Raw genomic sequence first — 26,701 nt, 5'->3', positions numbered from 1 at the left:
AAAAGGGAGTGTGCTAGCTGTGATAATCTGCGGGGTAGATATAAAAGCTAAGGACGCAATCCTTGCGATCGTTAAATCAGACACCGACGATAATATCGAGCATCTGAACTGCACTACAAAGAGGATCACGCTTAATGATCACGAAGACGTCGCGTCTCTTCACGCTTTTATGAAAGCAATCAACGCCTTCGCTAACGAGAATAGGGTTGAAGGTTTTGTTATAAAGACCCGGCAGGCCACTGGCCAACTAGCCGCAGGTGGCATTACTTTCAAAATTGAAACGCTATTCCAGCTTTCTAACGTCGAAGTGAGTTTTGTAAGCCCCCCAACACTGTCAGCGTTTCAGAAAAAGAGCAACGTCGCGACACCGCCTCAGTCCATTAAAAAATTTCAGGCGGATGCTTATCGCGCAGCCGCTTGGAAAGTGGCAAAGATCTGAGTTAAACTAATGCCTATAGACAAGAGCGTGTTAACGCCAAGCGTGGCTGCAGTGGTCGATCAGTTGGAAGCTAAGATCCACTTTGATAGTATCAACGTCAAAGGCGGCAATGGCTTTGTGCTGATTGGAACCAACATAATTCTCGGCCGAAGGGTTGTCGTTAAGTTTTACTATTGGGGGGACGGCGTTCACGCTGAGCCCACAATGCTAAGCAATCTCGCGCATCCACATGTCCTTGCGGTACATGATGCTGCGCCAATTGACACAGACGATGCCTATTTCATCACGCCCTTCTGTGAAAACGGAGATCTTGACGACGTATTGTCCGCTGAGCGGCCCGGCATAAAACGAGTCGTTGATATCATGTTGGACATTGCTAGCGGCGTAAGCTTTATTCATAGTGAAGGCTACATTCATCGGGATCTAAAGCCTTCCAATTTATTTTCCGATGCAGATGGTCGCTTTGTTATTGGTGATTTTGGCTCGGTCGTGAGAGTTGGCGAGAATGGTTACGCCGATACAGGCTCGCGTCACTCGTTGCTCTATCGCACCCCCGAAGAAGTAAATTCGAGCCGCGCTTATCAGCGAGGTGACATTTATCAACTTGGCCTCGTGCTCTATCAGCTTTTAGGTGGGCACCTACCCTACAACGAGACTGAATGGCTGTCGGAAAAAGAGAAGCTCGAATATTTGGGCCTGAAAGCCCCGGACAATCAACTTTTTGCTACATCTATCATTGAGGGCAAAATCAAAAATGGCAAACTAATTCAATTGAAAAGCCTTCCCCCTTGGTGTCCAGCCGCGTTGACATCCGTCGTAAGGAAGTGCTGCCATATTAGCCGCGACGATCGATTTGAATCGGTCGCCGCTCTCATAGCTAAACTCAATAATCTTAGAAAATCGCTTCCCGATTGGCGGCTTGAACCTGATCCCGTGCTTTACCGTGCCAAGGCAAAGTACCGTGTGATCAAAAAGCAGGAACTTTATCAAGTCGAGAAGATGGTATCCGGTGCATTTGCTTGGCGAAGAGAGCGGGCATTGATAACAGACTCACTGGCCGAAGCTGTTAGAATGGCAGAATCATTATAATATCTGTCAAAGAATTATTAATTATTGCACGCGGCCGATCTTCGTAAATTATTTGGTGGACCGCCGTCGTTAAACTTTCGCTTCAACACTCCGCTTAACCAAAGTCAGGTCCTGAAAAATCCGTTAAGCATTAGTGAACTGCCCGATTGTAGGCGGAAGCGGAAGGCAGCTTTCCGGCCTTGATTGCAACGCTGCTTCGACGGACGGTATCCTCAATGCGGCGCTCTTGTAGAAAGATATTCTACAAGAGCCGGGGGAAGCGGTCGGCTAAAGGGCGCGGCTAGGCTCGCCGACGATGTCGATCCTTGCCGACCCTCTCACCCTGCCCCTCGAAGAACGGGTGCGCCCGGCGCGCAGCCTGTACTGGCGCGGCTGGAGCCTCGCGCAGATCGCCGAAGAACTCGCGGTCAAATACGACACCGTCAAAAGCTGGGCGCGGCGTCATGCCTGGGACGATGCGCCGTCGATCCGCAAGCTTGAGGACTGCCTTGAAACGCGCCTGATGGTGCTGATCTGCAAGGAGAAGAAGACCGGCGCCGATTATACCGAGCTGGACGCGCTGCGTCGTCAGGTCGAGAGCCTCGCCAAGGTCCGCCGCTACGAGGCGCCCGGCGGGCATTCCGGCGATCTGAACGACAAGGTCGCCAACCGTAACGCGGGCGAAAAGAAGAAGGCAAAGAAGAACCACTTCACCGCCAACCAGGCGGCCGAGCTGAAGGCGATCTTCCTTGACCAGCTCTATGGCTATCAGGAGGCGTGGTTCGCGGCGCTGACGTTTCGCACGCGGATGATCCTAAAATCACGGCAGATCGGCGCGACCTATTATTTCGCGTTCGAGGCGCTGATCGACGCGATCGAGACCGGCCGAAACCAGATCTTCCTGTCGGCGTCGAAGGCGCAGGCGCACCAGTTCCGCAGCTACATCGTCAGCTTCGCCAAGCTGGTCGGCGTGTCGCTTGCCGGCGACCCGATGCCGATCACCAGCGAGCTGCGCCCGGCCGAGGAGGCCGCGGCCGAGCTGCATTTCCTCGGGACCAACTTTCGCACCGCGCAGGGGCGGCACGGCAACTTCTATTTCGACGAATTCTTCTGGGTCCACAGCTTCGAGGAGCTGAACAAGGTCGCCTCGGGCATGGCGACGCACAAGAAATGGCGAAAGGCCTATTTCTCGACGCCGTCGACGATCGCGCATCCAGCCTATCCGTACTGGACCGGCGAGCGCCGCAACAAGCGCCGTCGCAAGGAAAACCGAGTCGAGATCGACGTCAGCCACGGCGCGCTGAAGGATGGCGCGCAAGGTCCTGACCGCGTCTGGCGGCATATCGTCAACATCCGTGATGCGGAGGAGGCCGGGTGCGACCTGTTCGATATCGAGGAGCTGGAGGACGAATACGCGCCCGACGAATTCGCAAACCTGTTCCTGTGCGATTTCGTCGACGACAGCCTGTCCGCGTTCCGGTTCAACGACCTGGTCAAATGCGGCGTCGATACCGTCGAGGAGTGGACCGATTACAATCCGGACGCCGAGCACCCGTTCGGCAACGGCATCGTCTGGGCGAGCTATGATCCGCAGAACAGCGTCGACGGTGACAATGCCGCGCTGGTGATCGCCGCGCCGCCTGCTGAGCAGGGCGCGCCGTTCCGGCTGCTGGAAAAACATCAGCTGCGCGGCCTCGATTTCGAGGAGCAGGCGACCTTCATCAAGGGCGTGCTGTCGCGGTACAACTGCACGTTCCTCGCGATCGACGCGACCGGCGTCGGCGCTGGCGTCTACCAGCTGCTCGCCAAACCCGAGGCCGGGCTGCGCGGCGTCACCAAGGTCGAATATTCGCTCGAGGTGAAGGCGCAGATGATCATGAAGGCGCAGCACGTCATTGCGCGCGGCCGCATGCTGTTCGATGCCGGCTGGCTCGACGTCGTGTCCTCGTTCGTCTCGATCAAGAAGACGCTGACCACCTCGGGCCGCAACGTCACCTTCAAGGCGGGGCGCGGTGGTGACGAGGGTCACGCCGATCTCGCCTGGGCGACGATGCAGCTGCTCAACAACGAACCGCTCGACGGCAAGGAAAGGCCGAAGGCCACCATGGAGATCCTGTAATGGGCAAGGGACGCGCGCGCCGCATGGGCCGCCACGAGATCGGCCGCGCTGGTGCGATCGGCATGGCGCAAACTCCGTCAACCTCCGTCGAGGCGTTCACCTTCGGCGATCCCGAACCAGTCAACAGCCGGCGCGAGGTGCTCGATCTGCTCCAGTGCTGGCATAATGGCCGCTGGTACGAACCGCCGATCAGCGTCGAGGGGCTGGCGCGATCGTTCCGCGCGAGCCCGCATCACAGCTCGGCAATCCTGCTGAAGCGCAACCTGCTGGTGCGGTCGTTCGTGCCGACCGCCTGGCTGTCGCGCGCGACGTTCGAGAAACTGGTGCAGGATTATCTGATCTTCGGCTTCGGCTTTGTCGAGCAGCGCCGCAGCGTGCTGGGCGATCTGCTCCGCCTCGACCATGCGCTCGCCAAGTTCACGCGCCGCGGCGTCGAGGAAGGCCGCTATTTCTTCGCACCAGGCGGCGCGATCGAGACCGAGTTTCGCCCGAACAGCGTCATTCAGATCATGCAGCCCGACATCAACCAGGAGCTGTACGGCGTGCCCGAATATCTCTCGGCATTGCAGTCCGCGCTGCTGAACGAGGCGGCGACGCTGTTCCGCCGCAAATATTACCTCAACGGCAGCCATGCGGGCTTCATCCTGCACGCGACCGGAGAATTCTCCGACGGCGACGTGCAGGCGATCCGCACCGCGCTGAAGCAGTCGAAAGGGCCGGGCAATTTCAAGAACCTGTTCGTGCATCAGCCGGGCGGCAAGGATGGCGGGATCAAGATCCTGCCGATCGCGCAGGTCGGCGCTAATGACGAGTTCACCGGCATCAAGAACGCGACGCGCGACGACGTGCTGGCGGCGCACCGCGTGCCGCCCGCGCTGCTCGGGATCGTGCCGGCGCAAGGCTCCAGCCTCGGCAAACCTAGCGAGGCGGTCGATATGTTCTTCGAGCTCGAGATCGAACCGATCCAGGCGCGGCTGCTCGACATGAACGCGCAGATCGGCGTCGAGGCGGTCGCCTTCGCACCAAGGCAGGCCCACGCGGCCAGAGATTAATTCGGTTTTCAGTCTGAGATTTAAAAGGCGCTATTTGCAGTTTTTTACCATCTTCGGTTAGAGAAGGCGAAGATCGATGGTCCACACCGCTACCCGGCTATCGGGTTTATTGGAGCGTGGGCAATATGAAATTTGCAGATCTACTACGAAAAAATCGCAAGGATGTTGCACTTATCATCGGAAACGGCATTCACCAGTTTTCTGATAGCAAAAATAACTCTTGGGACTCGTTACTAGCCACCCTATCAAATCGAAATGGCCTCTCATTTGATAAAGTTCCCAAGGGCGCTTCTGCGACGGAATTCTTTGACGTTCTCGCCTTGAAATCAACCGGTTCAAATGATTCCCTAGCTCGGGCATTTTGCGACCTCATGGGTAGCTGGAAGGCACTAAGCCATCACAAAAAAATTGTGTCATGGGCAATTCGCAACAGAGTCCCAATACTTACGACAAATTTTGATGAGGTTCTAGGCAACGCTGCGGGTATCAAATTGATGCGACCCAAGGGAAAAGGATTTACCGACTACTATCCTTGGGATTCACGTTTCGCCCTTGAACTCAACGAAGACCCGACAAAGGGTTTCGGCATATGGCATATCAATGGAATGGCCCGCTACGCCCGTAGCATTCGCCTCGGCCTCACTCATTACATGGGTTCAGCGCAACGCGTGAGGGGCTGGCTCCATATCGGAGATGGCAGACTATTTGCCACGAAGGATGACGTAAACTGGCCCGGCTCTCGTACTTGGCTCCATATAATATTCAACAAGCCGCTTATCATATTCGGCTTGGGCCTCGGAGAGAATGAAGTATTTTTGCGATGGCTGCTTATCGAGCGAGCCCGGTATTTTGCGAAATTTCCAGACCGGCGGCAATCCGCGTGGTTTATTCAGCGCGACAAACCCGATGACGATACCGCGGCCGGTCGGCGTTTCTTTCTCGAAGGTGTCGGCATTGAATGCATTGATGTCACAACGCATTCGGACATCTACGAGAGTCCGGCATGGGATGACTGACCCATCGCGATGACTGCGATGTCGGAACGTACATGATGGGCGCGGGAGCGAGGTCAGAGCCTTCGGACATCGCTTCACCATTGGAACATAGCAAGAACACTTTATAAGGCTTGGTGTTGGATCAGACGAGGATTCGCCAGCATGCAAACCGAAGATCAATATGTTGAAACGCGCCCCGCATTCGGGGCCTGGCTGCTCAAGCAGCGCGATCGGGGCGACTGGGTGGAGGGTATTGCCGACGCCGCGCGCGCCGATCGCACCTTCCCGCGCGACGGCGATACAGAAGCGGTGCGAAAGCGACTGCGCGAGATGGGGGCGGATGGCGATGCGTTCGCCGCACTCGAGGACGCTGAACTCGACTGGATGAGTTACTGATGGGCGCGCGGCTTCACCTCGCGCTGTCGCCGGCAGATCCCCGCGTCGCGCTTCGCGAGGCGGCGGCGCGGCGTGGTGATAGCTTGGCGGCTCTGTCACGGATGATTGACCGGCCACCTGGCTATCTGGCGCGCTTCGTCAATGAAGGCCGCCCGGCCGCGCTGAGCGAAGACCAGCACAGGCGACTCAGCGACCATCTCGACGCGGGCGAGCTGGGCCTGGGCATCCGCGACATATGGGTGCGTCATGGGTAATCGCTGCCGCGTGTGCACCTCGAACGATCGCGAGGCATTGATTGAACAGGTCGCGGGCGACCTCTGGGAAAGCCGGCGTCCTGGCACGCTCGACGATTACCCGTGGGAGAAGGCCGGAGGATATTGGCGGCGCATCTATCTCGAGCTGGGAGAGACGGCCGTGGATTCGCTTACGGGCGCCCTGCCCGGCCACACCTGATGTCTGGCCGGGCGCCGCGATCGACGCGCGAGCATCTGATCTTCAAGGCGCTGTGCGTACTCGACGACGCGATCGACTCGTGCTCGCCTATACCGGTGAAGCCGAATGTCGGACTGCGACTGGCGCTCGCGCTGCTGTTCGTGTTCAGCGACGGGGATCGCCAGATGTTCGACGAGTTCTGGCGCACCGTCATCGCAGACGACCGCGCGCTCATCCGCGATGACAAAGGCGACGCTCGTACGAGCTATGCGAGGACGTACCTCACCGCCATCTGCCACAACGTCGGCATGCCGCTGAGCGTAGACCTCATGATCGAGCTGCGGCGGGCGCGGGGCTTGGAGACGTACGCCACCGAGCGACGGCGGTTCGACCACGCCCTCGCATCGCAGCAGGACCGGCCGGACACCCTGCCCGACCAGGTCCAAACCCGCGACCCCATTTAACGCGCTGATCCCCCCGCCTCGCCCGCGGTCTTTTCGTGTCGCAAAAGGTGCGGTCGAAAACGAGTTGAGAAAAGGCCTCGATCCTAGACGGGCTAGCTAACTAAGAGGGTTTCGCAACGGTGCAGTTGGGTGCAGTTTCACGGGGGTCTTAATCAGGCTCGCTATCGTGCAAACAGCGCAAGCCCCCCGCCTCGCCTGCACGCTTTTTCGGTGGCCTTTGATGCAATGAGCAGCGTCGATGCACCAGCCTCGAAAGCCCTTTCTGGTGAGCCTTGGTCGCGCTGCAACAACATGCCGATTGATACGGGATGACCGGATTTTTCGTTCGGTGTTTCGAGGCGGGACAAACGGAATGAGACAGATTATTCATTTGGGATGTTCAGGCAAAATACGACATTCATCATCGGTGCGGGTGCTAGTTGCGAAGTTGGTTTGCCATCCGGTGACGCACTGAAGGGACAGATTCTCACCCTTTTGCAGCCGTCGCGTGAAAACGCCTACGGCTTTGCCGATAATACGATGATCGAGATCGCTAAGAAAATAGGCGGCCCCAACCCTTGGGAGTATCAACATAAATTAGCGCCAGTTCGAGATGCGGCCGACCACATCAGGAGAGGTTTGCCTTTAGCTCTATCTATAGATAATTTCTTACACAGCCATCAGGGCGATGTGGAAGTCGAAAGTCTAGGAAAACTGGCCATCGCCATTTGCATACTGAGGGCGGAGGCGCAGTCTTACCTTTTTAAAAGGGGTATTAATGTAGCTGAATTTGAAAGCGGCAATAAAATAAAGCGGCCATCCGTTGATAACGAGGCATTGGCGAGGAGCTGGTATCCCGCATTTGCTAGGCAACTAATGTCTGGCATTCACCGTAGAGAAATTTCCAAGGCGTTTGAAAATTTGAGATTCATAGTATTCAATTATGATAGATGCCTTGAGCAATACATTTGGATGGCGCTTCAAGAATATTTTGACATCGACGAGGACGAGGCTTCGCACGTACTAGAGGACGTTAGCTTCATACATCCGTATGGCGACCTCGGCCCGTTGCCCTGGGGGAGTGCCGAAGATCCTGTGGCGCTGGGATCGGCAGCGACATTTGAATTATCCCGCGTGGCTGCCCGGATCCGGACATTTACCGAAAGCGTGGGCAGCGATTTAGGTGGCACTGTAAAAGACGCTGTTGAGTGGGCTGAGACACTAGTTATACTTGGGTTCGGCTATCTCGATCAAAATATCCAGCTACTTTCACGACGTTTAGACACTGGCGGGACCAGGGTCTTTAGCACGGCTTACGGCGTCTCTCAGCCGGATCAGCTTGTAATGAAAGATGCAATGATAGCCTTAGGTGGCGTGACAGCGAACGCGGCTATGATTGAGCCTGGTTCATGCCGAGACCTATTCGAAAACTACCGGCTACACATCAGTCTGCGCTAGATCTTAACCCGTTACGAAAGGTGGGGGGCTGAATTTCATCAAAGCAGGCCAGCTCGGCCGCTGCTCTCGAGGCCACTGAAAATCTCCACGTTCGCTTTGCTGCTTAGCCCCAAAGGCGGATCGACGTTCTCGACCACTATGAACTGACCGTTCGCCGACGCTGATCCGAGGTGAGCGAAGAAATGCTCCTTCAAACTGGAAGAGGCGATCGCGGCGTCCTCCGCCGCCCTTCTCTCCCCAGCGATGGGGTCGCGGTATGTCAGCAGCGGCGAGTCGAGAACGACGAATCCTGGGTGCGGAAGACTGCGTTCCCGGCAGAAAAGCAGCAGTGCAACCTTGAAAGCCGCATGGGTAATGGCACGTACGCCTTTGCCGTTATGGCTCCGCAGTTTGCCATCGATCCGCAGATCGTAACTCACCTCGTCGAAGGCGACGTGACACGGTCCCGGGAACCGCCACGCTTTCAGGACCTCGCTGACGGTCTGGGCAAAATCATGAGCCGTCGGCCCGTCTACGCCGATGCGGGGCTTGTCCGCCTTGGCCGCCGGTCGCCGGGCCGCAACGTCGTCCCGCCGCTCTCGCAGCGACCGCAGTTGCTCCAAAAGCGACAGGCCCCGCCGGACCTGATCCCGGACTTCCATGATGTCCTGCACTGCCCGTCGCGCATCGGTCGCCGACGGCGTCCGCAGCCCTAACTCCTGCTCGACGTCGGCAAGTTCAGTCCCGAGATCTGGCAGTCGCCCCCTTAGGCGACCGCGCTCCATCTCGATCTGCTGGACCGTAGTCCGCAGGTCTTCGCGCTGACGGGCGATCTTCGCTGCTTCAGCATCGGCCGCCGCCCGGACTCGCTCCACATCGCCGATTTCGTCCTGATGGCGCTGTGCGTTCGGCTCCGCACCGCAAAGGGGACAATCACGCCCGCCCCCAAGCGCGATTAGGAAGCCGGCCTCGTCCAGCGCTTCCAGACGCTCAATATCCGACCGATAGACCGCGTCGAGCTGTTCGAACCGGGCAAGGCTGAGGTCGAGGTCATCCAGTCGGGAGGCGGCAATGGAAACCTGACGACCCAATTCGCGCTTTCGGACCAAAAGATCGCCGATTGATGCCTGCGCCGCGTCGAGATCTGCCTGAGCAGCCGCGAAAGTGGCGTCGAGACGAATAGCCTGTTCCGCCAAACCATCGACATCGGGGATCTCACCGGCGACCTCGGTCTCTACCGCGACGATCATGTCGTCGAGCATCTCAAGCTGAGCCGCGTTCGCGGACTTGAACGTGCGACCGTCAGCTACCTCCACGATCGCACTGTCATCGATGCCCGTGAGAAGCAGCTTGAATGTGCTGCGCTCCTTAGTGCGGGACGTCGGCACGCCGCTCTCGACGGGCGAATGCTCGGCTTGAATCGTCGTCTCGTCCACAATGCAGAAGCGGGCAACGTCGCGGAAGCTTAGAGAGTTTTTCTTGCCGTTAGCATCAACCGCCACCCTCAGCCCCTGAAGGCCCAAATGAGACAGCAAGAATTGAGATACGTTTCCGTCGCCACCTGCATCATGCCGCGCCCCCAGGATCCTCCTATCGGCGCCTTCCGGTGCGGACGTGACCAGACCCTGATCCAACATGAAGTTCCCACTCGCCAGCGCGCGCGATAGCGTGACGTCGCTGGGCGGGATGCTTAGGCCGAGCCATGCCCGATCATAAGGACGCCGCTCTACGATCTCCGGCAACCCCTTGGAACCGCCTAGGAGATAGTCGATCGTTTTGACTGCAAACGACTTGCCCGTGTTCGAGGCACCGTAGACCAGGTTCAGTCCCTCGTCGAAATTGACTCGGGCCGCAGCTTCGTTCGGACCCGTAAAAACAAGGTGCCGGAGTACGATCCTCATGCTCCTGCCCCCGATGGACCCTCGGCCCCGTCCCTAAATTCGATAGCCCACCTGTTAAGCCTATTCTCAATGCGTCCCGCCATCTCCTCGGCGGTCAGGTCCGCAAACTCGGCGATGAGCCAAGCCGCGCACTTCTTAAGCGCCATCGCATACGTCGTACGCATCAGGCCAACGAAGGCAGGGGCCTCTTCTGCCGCGCGGAAAGCGATCCCATCCCCGTCCGCCACCGCGTCCACCAAGTGCAGCCGCCGCATCAACGTGACGCTTTCCTCCACGAGCCGGCGCCGCACTAAAAGCTCACCGGTCCGCTCCGGTAACGACGGATGAAGGCTGTCCGGGCCGCCCGCGTCAGCGGTGTGCACCACGAGATGGTCAAACCAAGTAAGCCGCCTCAGGTCCAACGCCCGCGGATACGCCGCCTCGAGCACGACCACCGCCCTCGTGCCCGTCTCCAGCGGGCTGTTGAACAATGTCACGCCACTGGGCCGCTTGCTCACCGCTTCCACACAAACCTACCGTCATTTGCAAAATGATGACAGAAGCCCTGACGTACCGGCACCCGCGCGTGGTTCGCCAACAGTCCGGCAGGCTTCACGGCCGCCGCCTGATTCATCACCGCCTCAACGCGCGCCAGCGAGTCCGAGTACACCCCTCGATACGGCCCAATCACGCCGTGGTAGACCTCATCATGCAACGCTTCGAGATCCTCCTCCAACGTGTTGTCTCGGTAGAACCGATCAAACGCATCAGCCTCGAAGAAGCGCTTCCGCTGATCGAGAAGATGTGGACCGTGCTCGGCATCCGCTGCAACCGCCGCGTGGTCAGCGAACACGCTACCCGCCCGCTCACCGTAAGCGTCGATCAATTGCGATAGGTAGGCCTGCTCGCGAACGTCTACATCGCTCGGAACTGTCCCGCGAGGCGGCGCACCAGGATCCGCACCGAACCACTTCGCCAAGACCGGTTTCGCGTTCTTGTCCCCGAGAATCCCGTCCACGGTGACGCGTGTCACTTTAGAGAAATCAAACGCATCGATTGTTGCCTGGAGCTTCGGCGTCAACAGGATCGTCTGTCCTCGTGCAATCTTCTTCGCGCAGGCGGTATCCCAACGCGAGATCAGTTCAGCCTTCAATTGCGTTGGATTGAATACAAGCTTTTCCAGCTCGCGACCCATCCCGCGAGGAACGACGAAGTGGTATGCGGCCGGGAGCGAGAACTCCCCCTCGTTCACAAAATGAAGGATTTTACCGAGTTCGACCAAAGCCTCGCCGGTCTGCAGGCTTCGGCCATACTGCTTGCATTGGTAGTTTTCCCAAGCGCCTTCGTGCCGCCTGCCGGTGCGAAACCCCACAACGTCGCGGCCCAGGTCCCCCGCACCCGCGAAGCGCTCGACCTCCACAAAGTCGGAAGTCTTTAAGGCGATCCAATCCCGAACAAAGCGTTCGAGACTCTCATCGTCCAATGCCAATACCTCGCGGTGATACCTCATCGAGCTGTCATAGCCACGCTGCGATCGCCAAGACAAGCGACCTCCGCGCGCGGACGAACACGTAGCTCCGTCTCGCATGATCGACCGTAGGCGCCCGATCGCACGCCATCCTGGTCGACCAAAAGCGATTGAGCCAACCAGCACATCTGTCTTAATGAACAAGTGTAATATCTCACCGTCTGAGCGCCCTAAAACGGCGGGACCGCGCCCACCTAATTTTGCCAGTTCACTGGACGTCGTATTTCGCGCACCGCCGCGCTTCCACGCACGGCACGCTGATGTGCATACGGACCCGAATTCGCGCATCCCTCCCTGGATGCACGTGACGGCGTAAGCCGGCACACTCACCGCGGTCGCTGGATGCTGAAGTAGTTGGGCTCGGTCCCTTGAGGGCTTGGTGGTTCTTCAAACCTGCGCACGCCAACGGCGTTCCTGTCATATTTAACCTTGTAGGGTCGGGTTCTGACCACCCGGTGAAATCGCGTTACAGAGGTCCACGCGCCGCCCGAGCGACGCCAGAGCTTTGGCGAGAGGCGACTCGTTGCCGGCACGGAACTCGGCTAGGTCTTCGGCGGAAACCGTCGACAGCATCGCAGCCGTCTGCTCTTCCTCGGATCTCCTCCGAGCAACCTCGTCGTCGGGCATAGGCCCTTTCCCCATCATGCGGCGAACCATGTCGGCCGCCTCTTTGGGCAAACCGAACCAGTAGGCGTTCGTCACCTGCTTCACCTGGGGACCGAAGGCGTCCGGGTCCTCGATCGGCTCAAACCGCCGGATCCAGTTCAGGAAGCCGTGATCCTTCAGCCGCGCAAGCGCGCTGACGATCGCGCCGCGCGAACGCCGCAGCCGTTCGGCCAGCGTCGCAATGGCTGGCTCAAGGCGTCCGGTCTTGAAGTCGATCATGCGCATCAGCTCGCGCAGCACGTCAACGCCGATCGCGCCGAGCGGCCCGTTACGCTTGCCGGCGATCTTGTGCTTGCGGTCGTACACCTCGGCCGCGCGCATTCGTGCATTGCGCTCTGCCTTGTTAAACGGGCGCCAATAACGCTTCTCGCGCTCGCCCGCGCGATAGCTACTGCGACGCACTGGCTGACCCGTCCGATGCCCCCTCTTCGCCTTGCCGCCAGCGATCTGAAACAGCGAACGCGCGCTCACGAGCGGTTAGCCAGTTTGTCGGAGAGCCGCAGGATTCCGCGACCGGCGCGTTGCCGGTTAGCCAAGCCAACGCATTGAGTCGAAACGATTAACGGAGACCAGTCGGGTGCACCAAGGCTTTCCGCCATTTCCTAGCATAGTCGAAATTCCTTGGTCCGGTGATGTCCCGGCGACGTCGGCATTTCGGCCTTCGTAAAGTCTCATATCGCGGGCGCTGATAGGCCACTTCACACCGGCGCACAGACGCGCCACGAGCCGACTACCGACCAGCGAACCGGGCAGGAGCGGCCATCCTACCCTCCAGTCGCTGCGCGCAGGAAAGCATCGGATCGCTCCAGTATCTGCGCACGTGCGGCAGAGTCGTAGATTTGGTGATCCAGCCCATCGAACGTGATCAGTTCGGCGGATTTCCCCGCAGATTTCAGCCTGTCGTTCATCAGTTTCGACTGGCTGTACGCGACGTTACTGTCCAGCGTTCCATGGAACAGAAGCACCGGCGCAGCGATCTGCCCAGCATTTTTTGCAGGGGACGCACCCGCTTCGAGCGTGCCGATATAGTCTTTGTTCACGCGGTAATTCGCATAGTCGCGTAACTGGTCGGCCAGGCTCGCCGGGTCGGTAACCGGTGCGATCGCGACGATGGCTTTGAACAATTGCGGATCGAGCACGCCTGCCTCCAACGCGGCGTACCCCCCATAGGACCAGCCAACGATCGCCAGCTTGCCAGGGTCGGCGATGCCCTGCTTCACGAGCCAACGCCCGGCGTCGCTCGTGTCGCCAACCGCCGTACGCCAGGCGCGAAATCCATTCTTCATCAGGTAGGCGTCGCCATATCCCGACGAGCCGCGGTAATTGGGTTGGATGACCGCATAGCCACGCGCTGCATAGAATTGCGCGAGCCAGTCGAAACCCCATTCGTCCCGCGCGCTAGGGCCGCCATGCGGCATGACAATCGCGCGAAGCCCCTGTGTCGCCCCGGTCGTCGGCATCGTCAGATACGCCGGAATCATCGTGCCGTCCTGCGCGGGGTATGTGATGGCCTGGACGCTGGCGAGTTTGCGTCCGTCAAGCTGAGGACGATCCTGCATCAAGACCTTCAGCGTCTTCGTAGCCTTGTCGAAGAGATAGTAGCGGCCGGGATCGGTATCCGCGGCGGCGTGAACCAGAAGTTGCTTCCCGTCGCTGCTGGCATCGACAATATCGATGATCGGCAGCGCAGGCAGCGCCCGGTGCAGCGACGCAAGATCGGCTTTTACTGCAGGGTCGAAATAGACCGCGGTTCGCTTGTCGGTGACGTAGGTTGCGCCAACGATATGCCGGTCTCGGCCAATGCGGATCAATCCATCGATGTCGACATCAGGGCGCGCAAGAACCAGAACCTCGGTGTCGCTGCCGTCCAGCGCGCGGGTGAACAGCGCCTGCCGCCCGTCCTTCTTCCGCAGGCCATAGACGATGTTGGCGACCGGATCGATTCCGTACGGATTGAACCCCTCCTCCTTGATGCTGTCGTAGACGCCCATCTCCAGCCAGTCGTTCGATCCGGCCTTGCGATAGCGATAGCTGATCCGTCCATCGACCTGCCCGGTACCGGCTACCAACTGGTAGCCGGCAATGCGGATCGTCCCGCGCCCGTCCGAGATATAGTCGACGGCATTGGGTCGGGGCGCCTCGACGGTGCGATGCTGCCCCGTACGGGTGTCGACCCGATCAACCCCGGTGCCCGAGCGGGTCGTGCCGATGTTGGTGTCGATCGTGTCCGTGCGACTATACTCGCGGTCCATCAGCACCTGCCCGTCCTCGCCCGGCAGCCAGTCGCGCACCGCACCGCCATAGAAGGTCGCGGTACGTTGGTTGACCTGCCGGCCGGTCAACATCTTCTGGTTCCCGCCGGCTTCGTCCGTCGCGACGATTCGGGAATAGCTCATCGGCCGGGTGTACCCCGGCGCGTTGAACGAGCCCCAGATCGTGCAAACGAGTCGCGAGCCAGACACGAACCGACACCAGGACAGACGGTCCGGTGCGCCACTTACGGCAAGCGCGCCCTTCGGATCCGCCCCGTCGCCGATCGCGACCGTGTACAAGGTAGAGGATAGACCGCTACCCGGCGCGACGAATGCGATCCGCTTCCCGTCGGGCGAGAGGCTGATGTCTTCGATAGCAGGACGCGCGCCAAACGCCCGCGCATCGTCTGCCACGCTTTGCGCGTTCGCGGCCACCGATGTCAGCAACGCGATCGTCGTTATGCCCCGTTTCATCCTGCCATCCCCCATCGGCGCCAAATTGGTCGAGTCTTGACTGCCGCACCAAACTGTATCGCTGGGCCGACTTTACGCAACTGGCCCTTTCGCCTCGACCACTGCTGCCGAGACAGACGCGAGCGGTTCAACGACAGCCCGCCGCGTCGCTTGAAGCGCCGATTTTTTGCAAACGACTGTGTCTTTTTATTGTAATGAATCGCACGGCCGCTATCGTTCCAGAACGATCGACAACAGTCGACGGTTGAGAGGATGATGGCATGTCTCTGATGATTATCGCTTTGGGATGGCTTGGTGGGTCGCTCGCTGCAACGGCCATCTTTTGCACGGTTGGGTCGCGGGTGAAGGTGCTTCCCTTCTAGCGCTTGGGCCGTGCTCTTTTGGATATGTGTCGCCCTTGGTGTCATCTGGGGCGGCACGTTTATCGCGGTGGTTTTGGCCGCCGTGGGATCGCATTACAGCCAGCGTATCCGTCGCATCTTTTACGATGACTAAACTCAAGCCGGCGCATCGCCCAGGCTGATCATCGGCATACGTCCAATCGGCAGGTAGGCGACCGCACTGGATTGTTGCCGCTCAATGTCCGGATCGCACAAGCGCGGAAGATCTCGCTCGCTTTCATAGTCCCCGCGTCGCTCGCCGGAATGCATGGGGTCGGCACACGTGACGATGTCGGATTAGGAGTTGCTGGCAGCGCGTATGTCGGGCCGGTTGGGGAGCAACTTGCACCCCTGAGACCGGCGAAAATGGTTCGTCCGTCAAACTACGCTTGGCGTGACCATCGCGTTAAAGCTCTGCGCACCGGCAGGGTGCGCGCCCTCCCCCGCGGGCCTGCCGCGCGAGAGAAGAAAAAGCCCCTTAGCCCAGGCAGAGACCGGATTACTCGGGACAAACGCTATTCAGAATGGTTTTATCAACCGCAGCATAAGCCACGCCTCGTCGATCACCGTTTATCCACCCAATTACTATATTATTCATCTAATCCATATACTATATATTAATTGGTCTATTGCCGCTGAATTGGATCTTTACTGTTACTTTCCATTCCAAATGAACATCCCTCATGGTATTTTACGATCTCACAAGTAAGTGTCGAGTCGCGTCCTTCTTTGCGTGAAAGCTGATGTCGCCTGCTCCGCTTATGCTGATCCGGTCTGAGGGGCCGTGCAGTCGGAGTGTGTCTGAACGCCTTCCAACCGCTTTAGGGAGCCTGCAGCCATGACCGAAATCATCGACAACACTGTTCTGCCCGCAGCGTTCGTGCCCACGCCGACGCGCGAATTCAATGCCGCCTCCGTCAATCGCGGCGCCGCGCGTCCGCCCAGCCGACCCGCGCTCGAGCTGGTCCGCTCGACCGACGATCAAGCCGCCGCCGGCCCGGTGATCACGATCCCGATCCCGCCGCTGCCGATCTCGTTTGCATCGCGCGTCTTGATCTACAAGCAGGATCCGAGCGTCGCCGAGATCGGGTTGCGCCGGATCCTGCTGCGCGGCCTGTTCGGGACCGGCCCAAGCAACAACCGGATCCATCTTTCGGGTGTGCCGCCGGTCGCTCCGAACAGCATGAACGATTTTATCCAGACGCCCGACACGGCGACCTTCGACGCGGTCCATACCTTCTCTGTCGTCCATCTCACGCTGGCGATGTGCCAGCGCGCAGTCGGCGCGGCGATCAAATGGCAATGGAATAGTGGTTCCAACACCGATCCGATCACGGTGTTCCCGCACGCCGGCGTGACGATGAACGCGTTCTACAGCCGCGGCGAAAAGGCGCTGAAATTCTTCTACTTCAACAAGCCGGGCGCGCCTGCGCCCGCACCGGTGATCTACACCTGTCGCTCGCTCGACATCGTCGCGCACGAATGCGGCCACGCCGTACTCGATTCGCTGAAGCCGGGCTGGCTCAGTGCGAGCGCCAATCCGCAGACCGGCGCGCTGCACGAAGCGTTCGGCGATCTCGTCGCGGTGTTCCTGTCGCTTTCGCAGCTCGACCAGGCCGAGGCGCTCATCGTCCAGACCAAGGGCAATTTGCACAACAAGAATTTCCTCTCGGACGTGGCCGAGCAGTTCGGGCTGGCGCTCGGGCGCGATAATGGGCTGCGCAACGCCGACAATGACAAGAAACTGAGCCAGGTGACGAGCGAGGTCCACGATCTGAGTCAGGTATTTACCGGCGGCGTTTACGACATACTCGCGGACATCTTTCTACTGGAGCGCAATCTTGGCGTTGCTGGCGAGGATGAAGCGCTCACGCTGGTGAACTGCGCCCAATATGTATTCCGCCTCCTCCTCCGGGCGATCCAGGCGGCGCCGGCGACGAACGCGACCTTCGCCGATGTCGTCAACAAGATGCTCGCGATCGCCGCCGCGGATGGGAAACCGGTCGCCTATCGCAATGCAATCCGCAACCAGTTTACCGCGCGCGAGGTGGTAGTCTCCCCGACCCCGCTCACACAGGACATGGCCAGCGACGATGTCCTCGAGGCGGTCGACCATCCGTTCCTGAGGGTCAAAGAAAATGGTCTCCAAGACCGATCGGGGTGCTGCGGGACGATGCGACTGCGCGAACATCAGCTGGACGAACGCTACCTCGAGGACGAGCTGCGGCAGCTGCAAGGCGGGATCGGCGGGGAAGAGGATCCGCATGAGTGGCCCAAGGCAGCTGAATGATTGGCCGGGCGTGCACGGCACCCGCACAGGCGACCGTGCATGCTTCGAATCCGGGTAATCGGAGCATGGGCTGGACGCGTGGTGGCCGAGCGCCCCCGCGCGTCCTGTGCTATCACGGTTCGGCAGCAAGTGAGGATGACATGACCGAGGGATGCAGCAGACTGACGGTGACACAGGTCGGCGGCTTTGCCGGCAACATCGCCCTACCGCCGCTGGTCGATCTCGACCGCGCACGACTCGACGAAGCGGGCCGCGCGGCGATGGACGATGCCTGCCGACAGCTGAGCGCGGCGGCGCAGTTCACGGCGGCCGAGCCGATGATCGGCGCCGATCTTGCCGGCTACCGGGTCGAGATCGTCGGCGCGGGCGACGAAACCCGAAGCTTCTCGTTACCCGGGTCGGGGGCGACAACCAACCTGACCGGGCAGACCGACGTGCCACAGCTGCTCTCGCCGTTGCTGGCACTGTCGGGCGGCAGCAGCTGACACGAGGCTCCAATGACGATCGCGGCCAAGGTCATCTTCTTCGACATCGGCGCCACGCTGGCCACCGTCATTCCGGGCGATACGCCAGGTTCGATCAAGGGGTTCGCGCTGCTCGACTGGACGCTCGCGATGCTGGACGCCGCGCTTCGTAGCGGCGCCCGGCTGGGAATCATCTCGAACACAGGCGATGTTCCGGGTTCGATGATCACCCCGCTACTCGACGAGGCAGGGATAAAGGGATTCTTCGAACCCGATTTGCTGATTTACAGCAAGGATGTTGGACACACCAAGGATACGCCCACGATCTTCTGGCTGGCGGCAGCGCGCGCGGGCTGTGCCGATGACGAACACGCATGCCTGTTCGTCGGCGAAGACGGTGCCGAGCGGCAGACTGCGGCGGCGGCCGGCCTGCGATCGCTAGGACCGCCAGTGTTCGATTTCTCGGAGCCGGGCTAAATCGATCCCCTGCGGCCGATTGCCCGCGATCATCGCGCGAGCATTACGGCACCGCAGGCCGCATCCCTGGCGAACACTATCGGACTCACCAGCAGGCGTGGCGCGTAAAGATCGCTTCGGTACCAAAGTTGCGTGGACCGATGGTACGATCGACCACTCAGACTATCACGCCTTTTCATCGCCGGACGTTCGCGTGCCCGGTCCCGTTTCGCACGAGCGCGAAATGGCCCCGAAGGCGACGCCCGCGACGCTGCCGTCACGAACGATGTCCCACCGTACGTTTCTCAGTCCCTGCGCTCGCTGCCATCGTTATCCCCGGGCAATGACCTATGGGTCCTAGCCCGCGTAAAAGCGTCGTGGCTTGGGCGCTGCCCGATGATCGCCCTGCACGATTGTCGCGCCTGCGTCGACGGAGCCACCGTCGACGGGCTTGACGATCCGTCCGCAAAGCTAAAATTAACCGTGCCCTGCCAGAGGCTTGGCATGAGCAGCCGACAAACGCCGAACGATAGGACGCCTCGACTGCTAAAGCTTCTGGTTGGGCTCGGGGTGTTTGTCGCGGTGCTTACCGGCTGGAATTACCTTCGCCCATGGGTCGTCAATCATATCCCACTCCCCGATTCCGTCGCCGCGTCCGACGCACGCCGATGCGGAATATGGTTCATCGGCAGTTCGTCGATCGCAAAATGGCGCACATTGGACCGCGATTTTCCCGATTGGCAGGTGCACAGACGAGGGATCGACGGCGCCCGGATCAGTCAGATTGCAGCACGGGCGCTGCGGACCAACAGTGAAGTCGCTCCGGCAGCACTGCTATTCTATGTCGGCGAAAACGATATCGCGTTCGGCGCATCGGGAATCGCCACAGCACAAAAGGTAGCCCGCCTGGTCGGCGAGATGCGCGTAAAATGGCCGTCAGCCCCCATCTTCGTCATCAGCATGAAACCAAGTCAAGAAAGATGGCCGCAGCGTAGCGAGCAATTGCGGTACGACAATGCCATCGCCCGACTCATTCGAGTCGTGAATAACGCAATATTTATAAATGCAGGAAGATATTTGATCCGAAACGGACGACCAGATAGCGCGCTTTACGCCGATACTATTCACCTCAATACAGAAGGTTACGCATTATGGTCGATCGATATTCGGGAGGCCATCAATCGATCGATGTCGCTTAGACGGATTGCATCATGTCAGAATACGGCTCAACCGTCATGAAATGACCGAAACGACACCACCAGTCGGCTATATTATAGGGCTCGACACGTGGCGCGCGGCGCTAATGCTTGGTGGCGTCGTTTTGCATGGGTCGATTGGTTTGCCCGCACTAGGCCTCTTCGTCGCGATCGACATTATTTCCCAGACATTCCGGATGGGCACGTTTTTCGGTATAGCGGGCATCTTGACGGCTATTGCGCTGGCGAAACGGGCGCCTGGCGAATGGCTACGACGTCGGCTGGTTCGTCTGGGATTTCCACTGGCATTTGGCCTATTTATACTGTCGCCATTCATCTGGCTGATGCGAACGGCCGCGGGCGATATTGCCGCGACAGACACGCTATTCAACTGGTACCATCTGTGGTTCCTTGCAGCACTGATCGCCTATTCGACCATAATTTACGCGTCGATACGGTTACGACTTGATGATGCGTTGGCAACCTATTTTGTCGACCTGATCGCGCGAAAGACCGTGCGATCCTCTACGGTGCTGCTGTTTACCGCGGTAACGTCTGCAACCCTGTTTGGAATTGCCCCGCGCATCATGGCGGCAACGATGTCGGACTCGACTTTCGCCACGTTCCGCATGCTACAGCTCGCCGCCGGCTATCTGCCCATGTTCTTGCTGGGATATCTTGTCGGGCGCGTCCCCGCGCTCAAGTCTTTACTGCTGCATCAAACCGGTACCGCGATGATGATCGCCTTGGCAATTACTTCAAGCTACTTGATCTGGTTTGGATTGATTGCCCCCTATGCAAACCCAGCCGTCGTTGCATCGGGGACAGCGGACCTACGCTTCGTAGCAGCAGCGATCGGTCCACCCGCAGCATTTGTTCTCATACTGCGCTCAGCTCTCCGCGTTCGATCGGTTCCTTCCCTAGTACAGCGCGTATCTGCCGCATCTTACACGATCTATGTATTACACTTGCCTCTTGTCGTGGCGATCAATCTTGCCCTTCGCGACTCTATGGTGAATATCTACTTTATCTATGTTATTTCGGTTATTATCTCAGCCTCCATCGCCTTCGCATTCCATGAGGCGATTGTTTCAAGATCATTGATACTTCTTCTTGTCTTAAACGGTAATGTGAAGCGTCACATGGCAAAGAATGCCAGGATCGGGGCCAGCATTTCACACCAGAACGAAGACGCCGAGATACGCTTTATTCCCGGTGTCACTGCGACGCCGGGCTTACAGGCGCCAGAACATGACCTCGATTTCGCACAACGTCTGTAGCGGCACGTGCCGTATCCGATCGAGAAAATCCGGGACTTATGACGCAATAATCGACGCTATACTTGGCCAGCCTCCCATCCAAGCACTAGGTCGAAACAACGATCGCCGAACCTGCAACGACGCGCCGTTGCCGGCTCGCCATCAGGCTGGCCCGTGCCGCCCTGCTGATATCCATAGGCGCGACGATGATCGGGCGCAGGCAGTCAGCCACCGCGCGGCCGAACGCGTCCGGCCTACAAGACATCCGGCGCACGCGCTCGCACCGTTGGTTGCCGAGGCAGGACGAAGGCGGTTGAGATTTGCCTGCTCGGCCGATCGCCAGCCAGGAGGCTCTCAATCGGTACGCAGCAGCGTCGCCTTAGCGAGAGACGGAGCCGGTCCTCAATCTCGCCAAGAGTGCCGGCCGGTTGCGCATTCCGGCACCTTGCCCCTACCCCATCCCCCACCTGAATACGTATGTGCGTTGCTTGGCTTCACGGGCGTCGACCGGCACAGCACGCCAAGAACCTGGGTCGGCGGAAGATCGGCCATGCGATGATGGAGAAGATTTGCATGTCGACGCGCGCTACGAAATTCACGGTCGCGCTGGCGATGGCACTCGCCGCGCCGCACGCGCTGGCAAACCCCGTCCAGTCGTCCCCCGCGCAGGCCACGCCCGCGCCAGCCGCGCCCGCGACCCCACTCGATTACCGCGCGCGACTGGCGCAGGACGAGGTGATCTATTTCGTGCTGCCAGACCGGTTCGAGAACGGCGATCCCACCAATGATCGCGGCGGGCTGACGGGTGGCCGGGACAAGACCGGTTTCGATCCCACCGCCAAGGGCTTTTTCCACGGCGGCGATCTCAAGGGGCTGACGCAGCGGCTCGACTATGTCCAGAGCCTCGGTGCGACCGCGATCTGGGTCGGCCCGGTGTTCAAGAACAAGCCCGTACAAGGCGCCCCCGGCCACCAGTCGGCCGGCTATCACGGCTATTGGATCACCGACTTCACGCAGGTCGATCCGCATCTCGGCACCAATGCCGACTTCGCAGCACTGGTGAGCGCCGCGCATGGCCGCGGGATGAAGGTCTATATGGACATCATCATCAACCACACCGCCGACGTGATCCAGTACCGCGAATGCGTCGGCCAGCGCGCCTGCCCCTATCGCAGCCGGGCGGACTATCCGTACCAGCGTCGGCTCGGGCCGAATGGCGCGGCGATCAATCCGGACTTTGCCGGCGACGACGTCCGCACCGCCGACAACTTCGCCAAGCTCGTCCGCAACGACTATGCCTACACGCCGTTCGTGCCCGCCGCCGAGCGCCGCGTGAAGGTGCCCGCATGGCTCAACGACATGCGCTATTATCATAATCGCGGCGACACGACCTATCGCAACGAGAGTTCGACGATGGGCGACTTCGTCGGCCTCGACGATCTGATGACCGAGAATCCGCGCGTCGTGTCGGGCATGATCGACATCTTCGGCGACTGGATCGATCGCTACGGCATCGATGGCTTCCGGATCGATACCGCGCGCCACGTGAACCCCGAATTCTGGGCCGCCTTCGTCCCCGCAATGCAGGCGCGCGCGGCGGCAAAGGGCATCCCCAACTTCCACATCTTCGGCGAGGTGTCGGACCATGAGGTTCGCCCTGCCGTGCTCGCACAGCACACGATCGTCGACAAACTGCCCGCCGTCCTCGATTTCTCGTTCCGCCAGGCGGTGGTCGACACCGTCGCGGGCACCCGCGGAACCGATGCGTTCGAGGCGCTGTTCGACGGCGATGCGCTGTACGCCCATGGCTACGACACCGCCGTGACGTTGCCGACCTTCACGGGCAACCATGATGACGGCCGGTTCGCGACGTTCGTCCGCACCGCGTTTCCCAAGGCGGACGACGATGAGGTGCTGGCGCGCGTGATGCTGTCCAACGCGATGCTGCTGACGCTGCGCGGCGTGCCGACGATCTATTCGGGCGACGAGCAAGGCTTTGCGAGCGACGGCAACGATCAGGACGCGCGCGAGGACATGTTCGCCAGCAAGGTCGCGGTGTACAATGACAACCGCTTGCTCGGCACCGCGAGCACGACCGCGACTGCGCATTTCGGCCGCGACAACGCGCTGTTCCGCCAGACCGCCACGCTGGCCCGGCTGCGCACCGTCACACCTGCCCTGACGCGCGGCCGGCAGACGCTGCGCGCGCGCGAGGAAACGCCCGGGCTGCTGGCGATCTCGCGCTTCGATCCGGTCACGAACGCGGAGGTCCTGCTGGCGTTCAACACCTCGACGACCGCATTGACGCGCCAGGTCGAGATCGGCGTCGATGCGACCGCCGCCCGGACGCTCGCGGGGGCGGGATGCGGTACGGTCGCTGCGCCCGGAAGCCTCACCGTCACGCTCCCGCCGCTCGGCTTTGCGGTCTGCGCGCTGACCAGCCCGCGCTGACCGATCGGCGGGCGCGGCCCTGCCCCCGTTCGACCGACGCCGACCTACCGGGCAACGCCGCCAGCGCGGCCGCGCCGCCGGTCAAGCACGGCGGCCCATGACGGCCGCCCCCTGCTCGATTGCCCTGGAGCCAAGCCGTCAAGGCCAGGTCAAGCCGACAATCCGGCGGGCGCAGTCCTGCCCCGTCCGACCGGCGCCGACCTGCCGGGCAATGCCGCCATCGCGGCCGCCCCGCTGTCCAGCGCAGCGTCCCATGACAGCCCCCTGCTCGATTGCCGTGACGCCAAGCCGTCAAGGCCAGGTCAAACAGACGATCCGGCGGGGGACGATGATATCGACACCGGCCTGGATCGTGTCCGGTTGCGCGAGATCAACTTTGCGCAAAGATGACGCGACGCCCCGTGCAACCGCTGTTGTCGCGCAACAGCGGAGCGTTCATGGCCCGCGCGTCTGGTGGTCACGGAGAGCGTCATGAGAATTGCGATCGTAGGTGCCGGCATCGCCGGTCTGTCCTGCGCGCTGCGGCTGCAGGACGCGGAGCATGACGTCACGCTGTTCGACAAGGGTCGCGGCGCCGGTGGGCGGATGTCGACGCGGCGGGTCGAGACGTCCGCGGGCAACGCGGCGTTAGATCACGGCGCGCAATATCTGACCGCGCGCGATCCCGCCTTCGTCGCCGCGATCGACGCATGGGCGGCGGCCGGCGTGGTCGCGCGCTGGCCTGCTGCGGGGGACGATGCCTGGATCGGCACGCCCGGCATGAACGCGATCGTCAAGCATCTCGTGGATCAGACACAGGTCCACTGGCAGCACCAGGTCACCGCGCTCCGCCGCAGCGACGCCGGCTGGCATGTCGAGCTGCTCGCGCCGACTCCCCTCGCGTCCGCCGCGGCGGTCGACGCGCCATTCGACACCGTGGTCATCGCCGTTCCCGCCGAACAGGCCGCGGCGCTCTTGGCCGATCATGATCCGGCCATGGCGGCCCAAGCCAAGGCCTGCCGGTCCTCGCCAAGCTGGACCGCGATGTTAGCCTTCGCCGAACCCGTCCCGATCACCGGGGACATCGTCCGCCACGCCGGAATCATCGGTTGGGCGGCGCGCAACAGCGCAAAGCCGGGGCGCAGCGGCCCGGAGGCCTGGGTGATCCAGGCCACGCCGGACTGGTCGACGACGCACCTCGAAGACTCGATCGACAGCGTCGCCGAGCGACTGCACGCCGCGCTGGCAGACCAGGCTGACCGCCCGCTTCCCACGCCAATTTATCGCACCGCGCATCGCTGGCGCTACGCCCGCGCGACCGCGACCGATCGCGGTGCGCTGTGGAATGCCGGGATGCGGCTCGGCGCCGCCGGCGACTGGCTGCTGGCACCACGGATCGAAAGCGCCTGGCTCTCCGGCCGCCTCCTCGCGGACCAAATGTTAGCGGGATAGTCCGGGTCGCTGAGCGGCGTAGACGCGCGACCGGCTCACAAGTGCGCCGCCGCCTGTGCCTTCGCCTTGCCCCCGCTGGCGAGACCAATCGCAGTGCATTGTAGAACGCGGGAGGCCCCCCGGCGGATCGGCTGCTGGCACCACGGATCGCAAGCAGCTGGCTGTCGCCACCTCGCGGTTCAGATGCGGGCGGGCTCGGCGAGGTTGCCGATTGCCGTAGGCGCGCGCGACCGTTCCGCAACTGCACCCGCCCCTCGCCCACGAGCCAGCCCTCACCCGCGCTGTGCCAACGCCAACGCCAACGCCAACGCCAACGTGACCGATTGCGGTGCACTGTCGAACGCTAGGAGGCGGCTCGGCGCGGCCACCGACTGGATATTGGTACCACGGATCGAAAGCGCGTGGCTGTCCTGCCGCCGCCTCGTGGAGCGGATGCTAGAGAGTGAGACCAGGTCGTCGATTTCCGTCAACACGCGCACGACTCTCCCTCAATCGCGCGTTTGCCCTCGCCATCGCGGTCCGGTCTCAAGGCCGCATCGCCACAAACCCGTGGTCTACCACATTGGCCTCTCGGTCCACACAAGACCCCGCTGCATGCACCGGCATGTTATGGCGTAGAGTGCAGCGTCACGGATCCGTTCCCCGCACACAAAACTCGTTGCCTGGACCGGATACCGCAGGATCCAGGCGCCGCTCGAGCCAGCGCGATAGGAGCAGGTGCGGCAGGGCGACGGCGGCGAGTAGCTGAAAGGCCTGTGCCGTCATGTCGGCGGGCAACGCCTCGATACGCCACGCGAAGAGCCACCACCCCCCGATTGCGAGCGCGCTCATCGCCGCGCCCGTCGTCAGCCATTTCGCACGCGGCATATCGTCGAGCAGCGCGCGCGCCGCGCTCAGGTGGCGGGGCGAGTGCAGGAACACGAAGAACAGCGCGAAGCCCGCGACCGGGGGCAGGAGGATGAGCGCGACGATCGCGACCGCGGTCGCCGCCGCCCATTCGCGCGCGCCTTCGCGCCACGCAACCCAGATCCCAACACTCGTTACGAGCAACGCAACGGGCGCCACGGCGATCGCCGCGCGCGCGATGACCGCGCCGCCCGGACCGCCTGCCATGGTGACGAACAGCGCGGCGACCTGCGCCGGGTGGCCGATCGCCGCCGCCGCGATGATCGCGGTGCCCGCCGCCATCTTGAGCAGCGGCTCGTCGAGCATCGTCCAGTCCTCGCCGAAATGGATCGCCGCGACCATCAGGAACAGGATCAGCCCGCCCGCCGGCACGACAACCCACAGCACTGCCATGCCGATCGCGATGCCGACATACCCCGCCACCGCCAGCCACAGCCAGCCGTGGCGCAGGCGCGTCGCGCGCGTGAGCAGCGCGATGTCATAGGCGCCATGCGGCATGCCCCCCACGACGAAAACCAAGGTCGCGAGTCCCGTCGCGGTTCGCCCATCGAGCGAAATCCCCGCGGCGAGCGCAGTCGCGAGATACATTCCCACGATCCAGAACGCGACAGGCACGACACCGCCGCGCCCGATCCGGGTGCGGCGGTGGTTGAGGCTGTCAGCGGCCATCATGCGCCGCCGGGTCGT

23 protein-coding genes are annotated in these 26,701 nt (G+C 61.1%); 17 read left to right on the top strand and 6 right to left on the bottom strand.

Annotation, left to right across the window (positions count from 1 at the left end):
• Positions 1 to 10 precede the first annotated feature (10 nt).
• The 10 genes from ASE79_RS20425 (at position 11) to ASE79_RS21010 (ending at position 8,402) form a co-directional block, all read left to right on the top strand.
• On the top strand, positions 11 to 439 hold the full coding sequence (locus ASE79_RS20425; RefSeq protein WP_082445314.1) for a DUF3010 family protein: 429 nt from the start codon (positions 11 to 13) through the stop codon (positions 437 to 439).
• A 42-nt stretch (positions 440 to 481) separates the two neighbouring features.
• Positions 482 to 1,528, top strand: a complete 1,047-nt coding sequence (locus ASE79_RS20420; RefSeq protein ID WP_162237044.1) for a serine/threonine protein kinase — start codon at positions 482 to 484, stop codon at positions 1,526 to 1,528.
• 340 nt (positions 1,529 to 1,868) lie between these two features.
• Positions 1,869 to 3,626: a terminase large subunit domain-containing protein gene (locus ASE79_RS13785; RefSeq protein ID WP_321163337.1), complete on the top strand. Its 1,758-nt coding sequence runs from the start codon at positions 1,869 to 1,871 to the stop codon at positions 3,624 to 3,626.
• A complete protein-coding gene (locus tag ASE79_RS13780) occupies positions 3,626 to 4,678 on the top strand; it encodes a phage portal protein (RefSeq protein WP_156359695.1) in 1,053 nt (350 codons plus the stop codon). The genes ASE79_RS13785 and ASE79_RS13780 overlap by 1 nt, the downstream gene beginning before the upstream one ends.
• A gap of 125 nt (positions 4,679 to 4,803) precedes the next feature.
• Positions 4,804 to 5,694 (top strand): hypothetical protein, encoded by an 891-nt coding sequence (locus tag ASE79_RS21015; RefSeq protein WP_156359694.1) that lies wholly within the window; start codon positions 4,804 to 4,806, stop codon positions 5,692 to 5,694.
• Positions 5,695 to 5,835: 141 nt separating this feature from the next.
• A complete protein-coding gene (locus ASE79_RS13770; RefSeq protein WP_056417672.1) occupies positions 5,836 to 6,069 on the top strand; it encodes a hypothetical protein in 234 nt (77 codons plus the stop codon).
• Positions 6,069 to 6,323, top strand: a complete 255-nt coding sequence (locus ASE79_RS13765) for a hypothetical protein (RefSeq protein WP_056417670.1) — start codon at positions 6,069 to 6,071, stop codon at positions 6,321 to 6,323. The genes ASE79_RS13770 and ASE79_RS13765 overlap by 1 nt, the downstream gene beginning before the upstream one ends.
• Positions 6,316 to 6,522: a hypothetical protein gene (locus tag ASE79_RS13760; protein ID WP_056417667.1), complete on the top strand. Its 207-nt coding sequence runs from the start codon at positions 6,316 to 6,318 to the stop codon at positions 6,520 to 6,522. The genes ASE79_RS13765 and ASE79_RS13760 overlap by 8 nt, the downstream gene beginning before the upstream one ends.
• Complete coding sequence (locus ASE79_RS13755) at positions 6,522 to 6,965, top strand: hypothetical protein (protein WP_056417665.1); 444 nt, start codon at positions 6,522 to 6,524, stop codon at positions 6,963 to 6,965. Before ASE79_RS13760 ends, ASE79_RS13755 begins: the two co-directional genes overlap by 1 nt.
• 375 nt (positions 6,966 to 7,340) lie before the next feature.
• Complete coding sequence (locus tag ASE79_RS21010) at positions 7,341 to 8,402, top strand: hypothetical protein (protein ID WP_156359693.1); 1,062 nt, start codon at positions 7,341 to 7,343, stop codon at positions 8,400 to 8,402.
• 38 nt (positions 8,403 to 8,440) lie between these two features.
• On the opposite strand, the gene ASE79_RS13745 is transcribed toward ASE79_RS21010, so the two are convergent.
• The 5 genes from ASE79_RS13745 to ASE79_RS13725 all read right to left on the bottom strand — a co-directional run bounded on the left by ASE79_RS13745 (position 8,441) and on the right by ASE79_RS13725 (position 15,181).
• The gene (locus ASE79_RS13745; protein ID WP_056417660.1) at positions 8,441 to 10,282 is read right to left on the bottom strand and encodes a hypothetical protein; all 1,842 of its coding nucleotides are present in this window, start codon (positions 10,280 to 10,282) and stop codon (positions 8,441 to 8,443) included.
• On the bottom strand, positions 10,279 to 10,779 hold the full coding sequence (locus tag ASE79_RS13740) for an ABC-three component system middle component 2 (RefSeq protein ID WP_056418488.1): 501 nt from the start codon (positions 10,777 to 10,779) through the stop codon (positions 10,279 to 10,281). The genes ASE79_RS13745 and ASE79_RS13740 overlap by 4 nt, the downstream gene beginning before the upstream one ends.
• Positions 10,776 to 11,771 (bottom strand): ABC-three component system protein, encoded by a 996-nt coding sequence (locus ASE79_RS13735; RefSeq protein WP_056417659.1) that lies wholly within the window; start codon positions 11,769 to 11,771, stop codon positions 10,776 to 10,778. Before ASE79_RS13735 ends, ASE79_RS13740 begins: the two co-directional genes overlap by 4 nt.
• 441 nt (positions 11,772 to 12,212) lie before the next feature.
• A complete protein-coding gene (locus tag ASE79_RS13730) occupies positions 12,213 to 12,926 on the bottom strand; it encodes a hypothetical protein (RefSeq protein WP_056417656.1) in 714 nt (237 codons plus the stop codon).
• Between the two features lie 293 nt (positions 12,927 to 13,219).
• Positions 13,220 to 15,181, bottom strand: coding sequence for an alpha/beta hydrolase family protein (locus ASE79_RS13725; protein ID WP_056417654.1), 1,962 nt, complete (start codon positions 15,179 to 15,181; stop codon positions 13,220 to 13,222).
• A 1,218-nt stretch (positions 15,182 to 16,399) separates the two neighbouring features.
• Between ASE79_RS13725 and ASE79_RS13720 the strand changes: the two genes are divergently transcribed.
• From ASE79_RS13720 to ASE79_RS13695, 7 genes are all read left to right on the top strand, one after another.
• Entirely contained in the window at positions 16,400 to 17,851 is a 1,452-nt protein-coding gene (locus tag ASE79_RS13720; RefSeq protein WP_056417651.1) for a hypothetical protein, read from the top strand.
• Between the two features lie 140 nt (positions 17,852 to 17,991).
• Positions 17,992 to 18,336 (top strand): hypothetical protein, encoded by a 345-nt coding sequence (locus ASE79_RS13715; RefSeq protein WP_056417648.1) that lies wholly within the window; start codon positions 17,992 to 17,994, stop codon positions 18,334 to 18,336.
• Between the two features lie 12 nt (positions 18,337 to 18,348).
• Positions 18,349 to 18,792, top strand: a complete 444-nt coding sequence (locus ASE79_RS13710; protein WP_056417645.1) for an HAD family hydrolase — start codon at positions 18,349 to 18,351, stop codon at positions 18,790 to 18,792.
• A 375-nt stretch (positions 18,793 to 19,167) separates the two neighbouring features.
• Positions 19,168 to 20,010 (top strand): GDSL-type esterase/lipase family protein, encoded by an 843-nt coding sequence (locus tag ASE79_RS20415; RefSeq protein ID WP_082445312.1) that lies wholly within the window; start codon positions 19,168 to 19,170, stop codon positions 20,008 to 20,010.
• A gap of 1 nt (position 20,011) precedes the next feature.
• Complete coding sequence (locus tag ASE79_RS13705) at positions 20,012 to 21,247, top strand: acyltransferase family protein (protein ID WP_056417643.1); 1,236 nt, start codon at positions 20,012 to 20,014, stop codon at positions 21,245 to 21,247.
• A 591-nt stretch (positions 21,248 to 21,838) separates the two neighbouring features.
• Positions 21,839 to 23,677: an alpha-amylase family glycosyl hydrolase gene (locus ASE79_RS13700; RefSeq protein WP_416354515.1), complete on the top strand. Its 1,839-nt coding sequence runs from the start codon at positions 21,839 to 21,841 to the stop codon at positions 23,675 to 23,677.
• Between the two features lie 471 nt (positions 23,678 to 24,148).
• Positions 24,149 to 25,108 (top strand): NAD(P)/FAD-dependent oxidoreductase, encoded by a 960-nt coding sequence (locus ASE79_RS13695; RefSeq protein WP_056417640.1) that lies wholly within the window; start codon positions 24,149 to 24,151, stop codon positions 25,106 to 25,108.
• A gap of 627 nt (positions 25,109 to 25,735) precedes the next feature.
• On the opposite strand, the gene ASE79_RS13685 is transcribed toward ASE79_RS13695, so the two are convergent.
• On the bottom strand, positions 25,736 to 26,683 hold the full coding sequence (locus tag ASE79_RS13685) for a Brp/Blh family beta-carotene 15,15'-dioxygenase (RefSeq protein ID WP_056418482.1): 948 nt from the start codon (positions 26,681 to 26,683) through the stop codon (positions 25,736 to 25,738).
• Positions 26,684 to 26,701: the final 18 nt, after the last annotated feature.

This window comes from Sphingomonas sp. Leaf28, from assembly GCF_001421685.1.
In the GTDB taxonomy this organism is placed as follows: Bacteria; Pseudomonadota; Alphaproteobacteria; order Sphingomonadales; family Sphingomonadaceae; genus Sphingomonas; species Sphingomonas aurantiaca.
Note: the sequence above shows the minus strand (reverse complement) of the source record. Positions and strands in the feature narration are given on the sequence as shown.

Coding starts and splice junctions, on each gene's coding strand:
- ASE79_RS13780 (WP_156359695.1), top strand. CDS start 3,626: ATGGGCAAGGGACGCGCGCGCCGCATGGGCCGCCACGAGATCGGCCGC.
- ASE79_RS21015 (WP_156359694.1), top strand. CDS start 4,804: ATGAAATTTGCAGATCTACTACGAAAAAATCGCAAGGATGTTGCACTT.
- ASE79_RS13770 (WP_056417672.1), top strand. CDS start 5,836: ATGCAAACCGAAGATCAATATGTTGAAACGCGCCCCGCATTCGGGGCC.
- ASE79_RS13765 (WP_056417670.1), top strand. CDS start 6,069: ATGGGCGCGCGGCTTCACCTCGCGCTGTCGCCGGCAGATCCCCGCGTC.
- ASE79_RS13760 (WP_056417667.1), top strand. CDS start 6,316: ATGGGTAATCGCTGCCGCGTGTGCACCTCGAACGATCGCGAGGCATTG.
- ASE79_RS13755 (WP_056417665.1), top strand. CDS start 6,522: ATGTCTGGCCGGGCGCCGCGATCGACGCGCGAGCATCTGATCTTCAAG.
- ASE79_RS21010 (WP_156359693.1), top strand. CDS start 7,341: ATGTTCAGGCAAAATACGACATTCATCATCGGTGCGGGTGCTAGTTGC.
- ASE79_RS13745 (WP_056417660.1), bottom strand. CDS start 10,282: ATGAGGATCGTACTCCGGCACCTTGTTTTTACGGGTCCGAACGAAGCT.
- ASE79_RS13735 (WP_056417659.1), bottom strand. CDS start 11,771: ATGAGGTATCACCGCGAGGTATTGGCATTGGACGATGAGAGTCTCGAA.
- ASE79_RS13725 (WP_056417654.1), bottom strand. CDS start 15,181: ATGAAACGGGGCATAACGACGATCGCGTTGCTGACATCGGTGGCCGCG.
- ASE79_RS13720 (WP_056417651.1), top strand. CDS start 16,400: ATGACCGAAATCATCGACAACACTGTTCTGCCCGCAGCGTTCGTGCCC.
- ASE79_RS13715 (WP_056417648.1), top strand. CDS start 17,992: ATGACCGAGGGATGCAGCAGACTGACGGTGACACAGGTCGGCGGCTTT.
- ASE79_RS13710 (WP_056417645.1), top strand. CDS start 18,349: ATGACGATCGCGGCCAAGGTCATCTTCTTCGACATCGGCGCCACGCTG.
- ASE79_RS20415 (WP_082445312.1), top strand. CDS start 19,168: ATGATCGCCCTGCACGATTGTCGCGCCTGCGTCGACGGAGCCACCGTC.
- ASE79_RS13705 (WP_056417643.1), top strand. CDS start 20,012: ATGACCGAAACGACACCACCAGTCGGCTATATTATAGGGCTCGACACG.
- ASE79_RS13700 (WP_416354515.1), top strand. CDS start 21,839: ATGGCACTCGCCGCGCCGCACGCGCTGGCAAACCCCGTCCAGTCGTCC.
- ASE79_RS13695 (WP_056417640.1), top strand. CDS start 24,149: ATGAGAATTGCGATCGTAGGTGCCGGCATCGCCGGTCTGTCCTGCGCG.
- ASE79_RS13685 (WP_056418482.1), bottom strand. CDS start 26,683: ATGGCCGCTGACAGCCTCAACCACCGCCGCACCCGGATCGGGCGCGGC.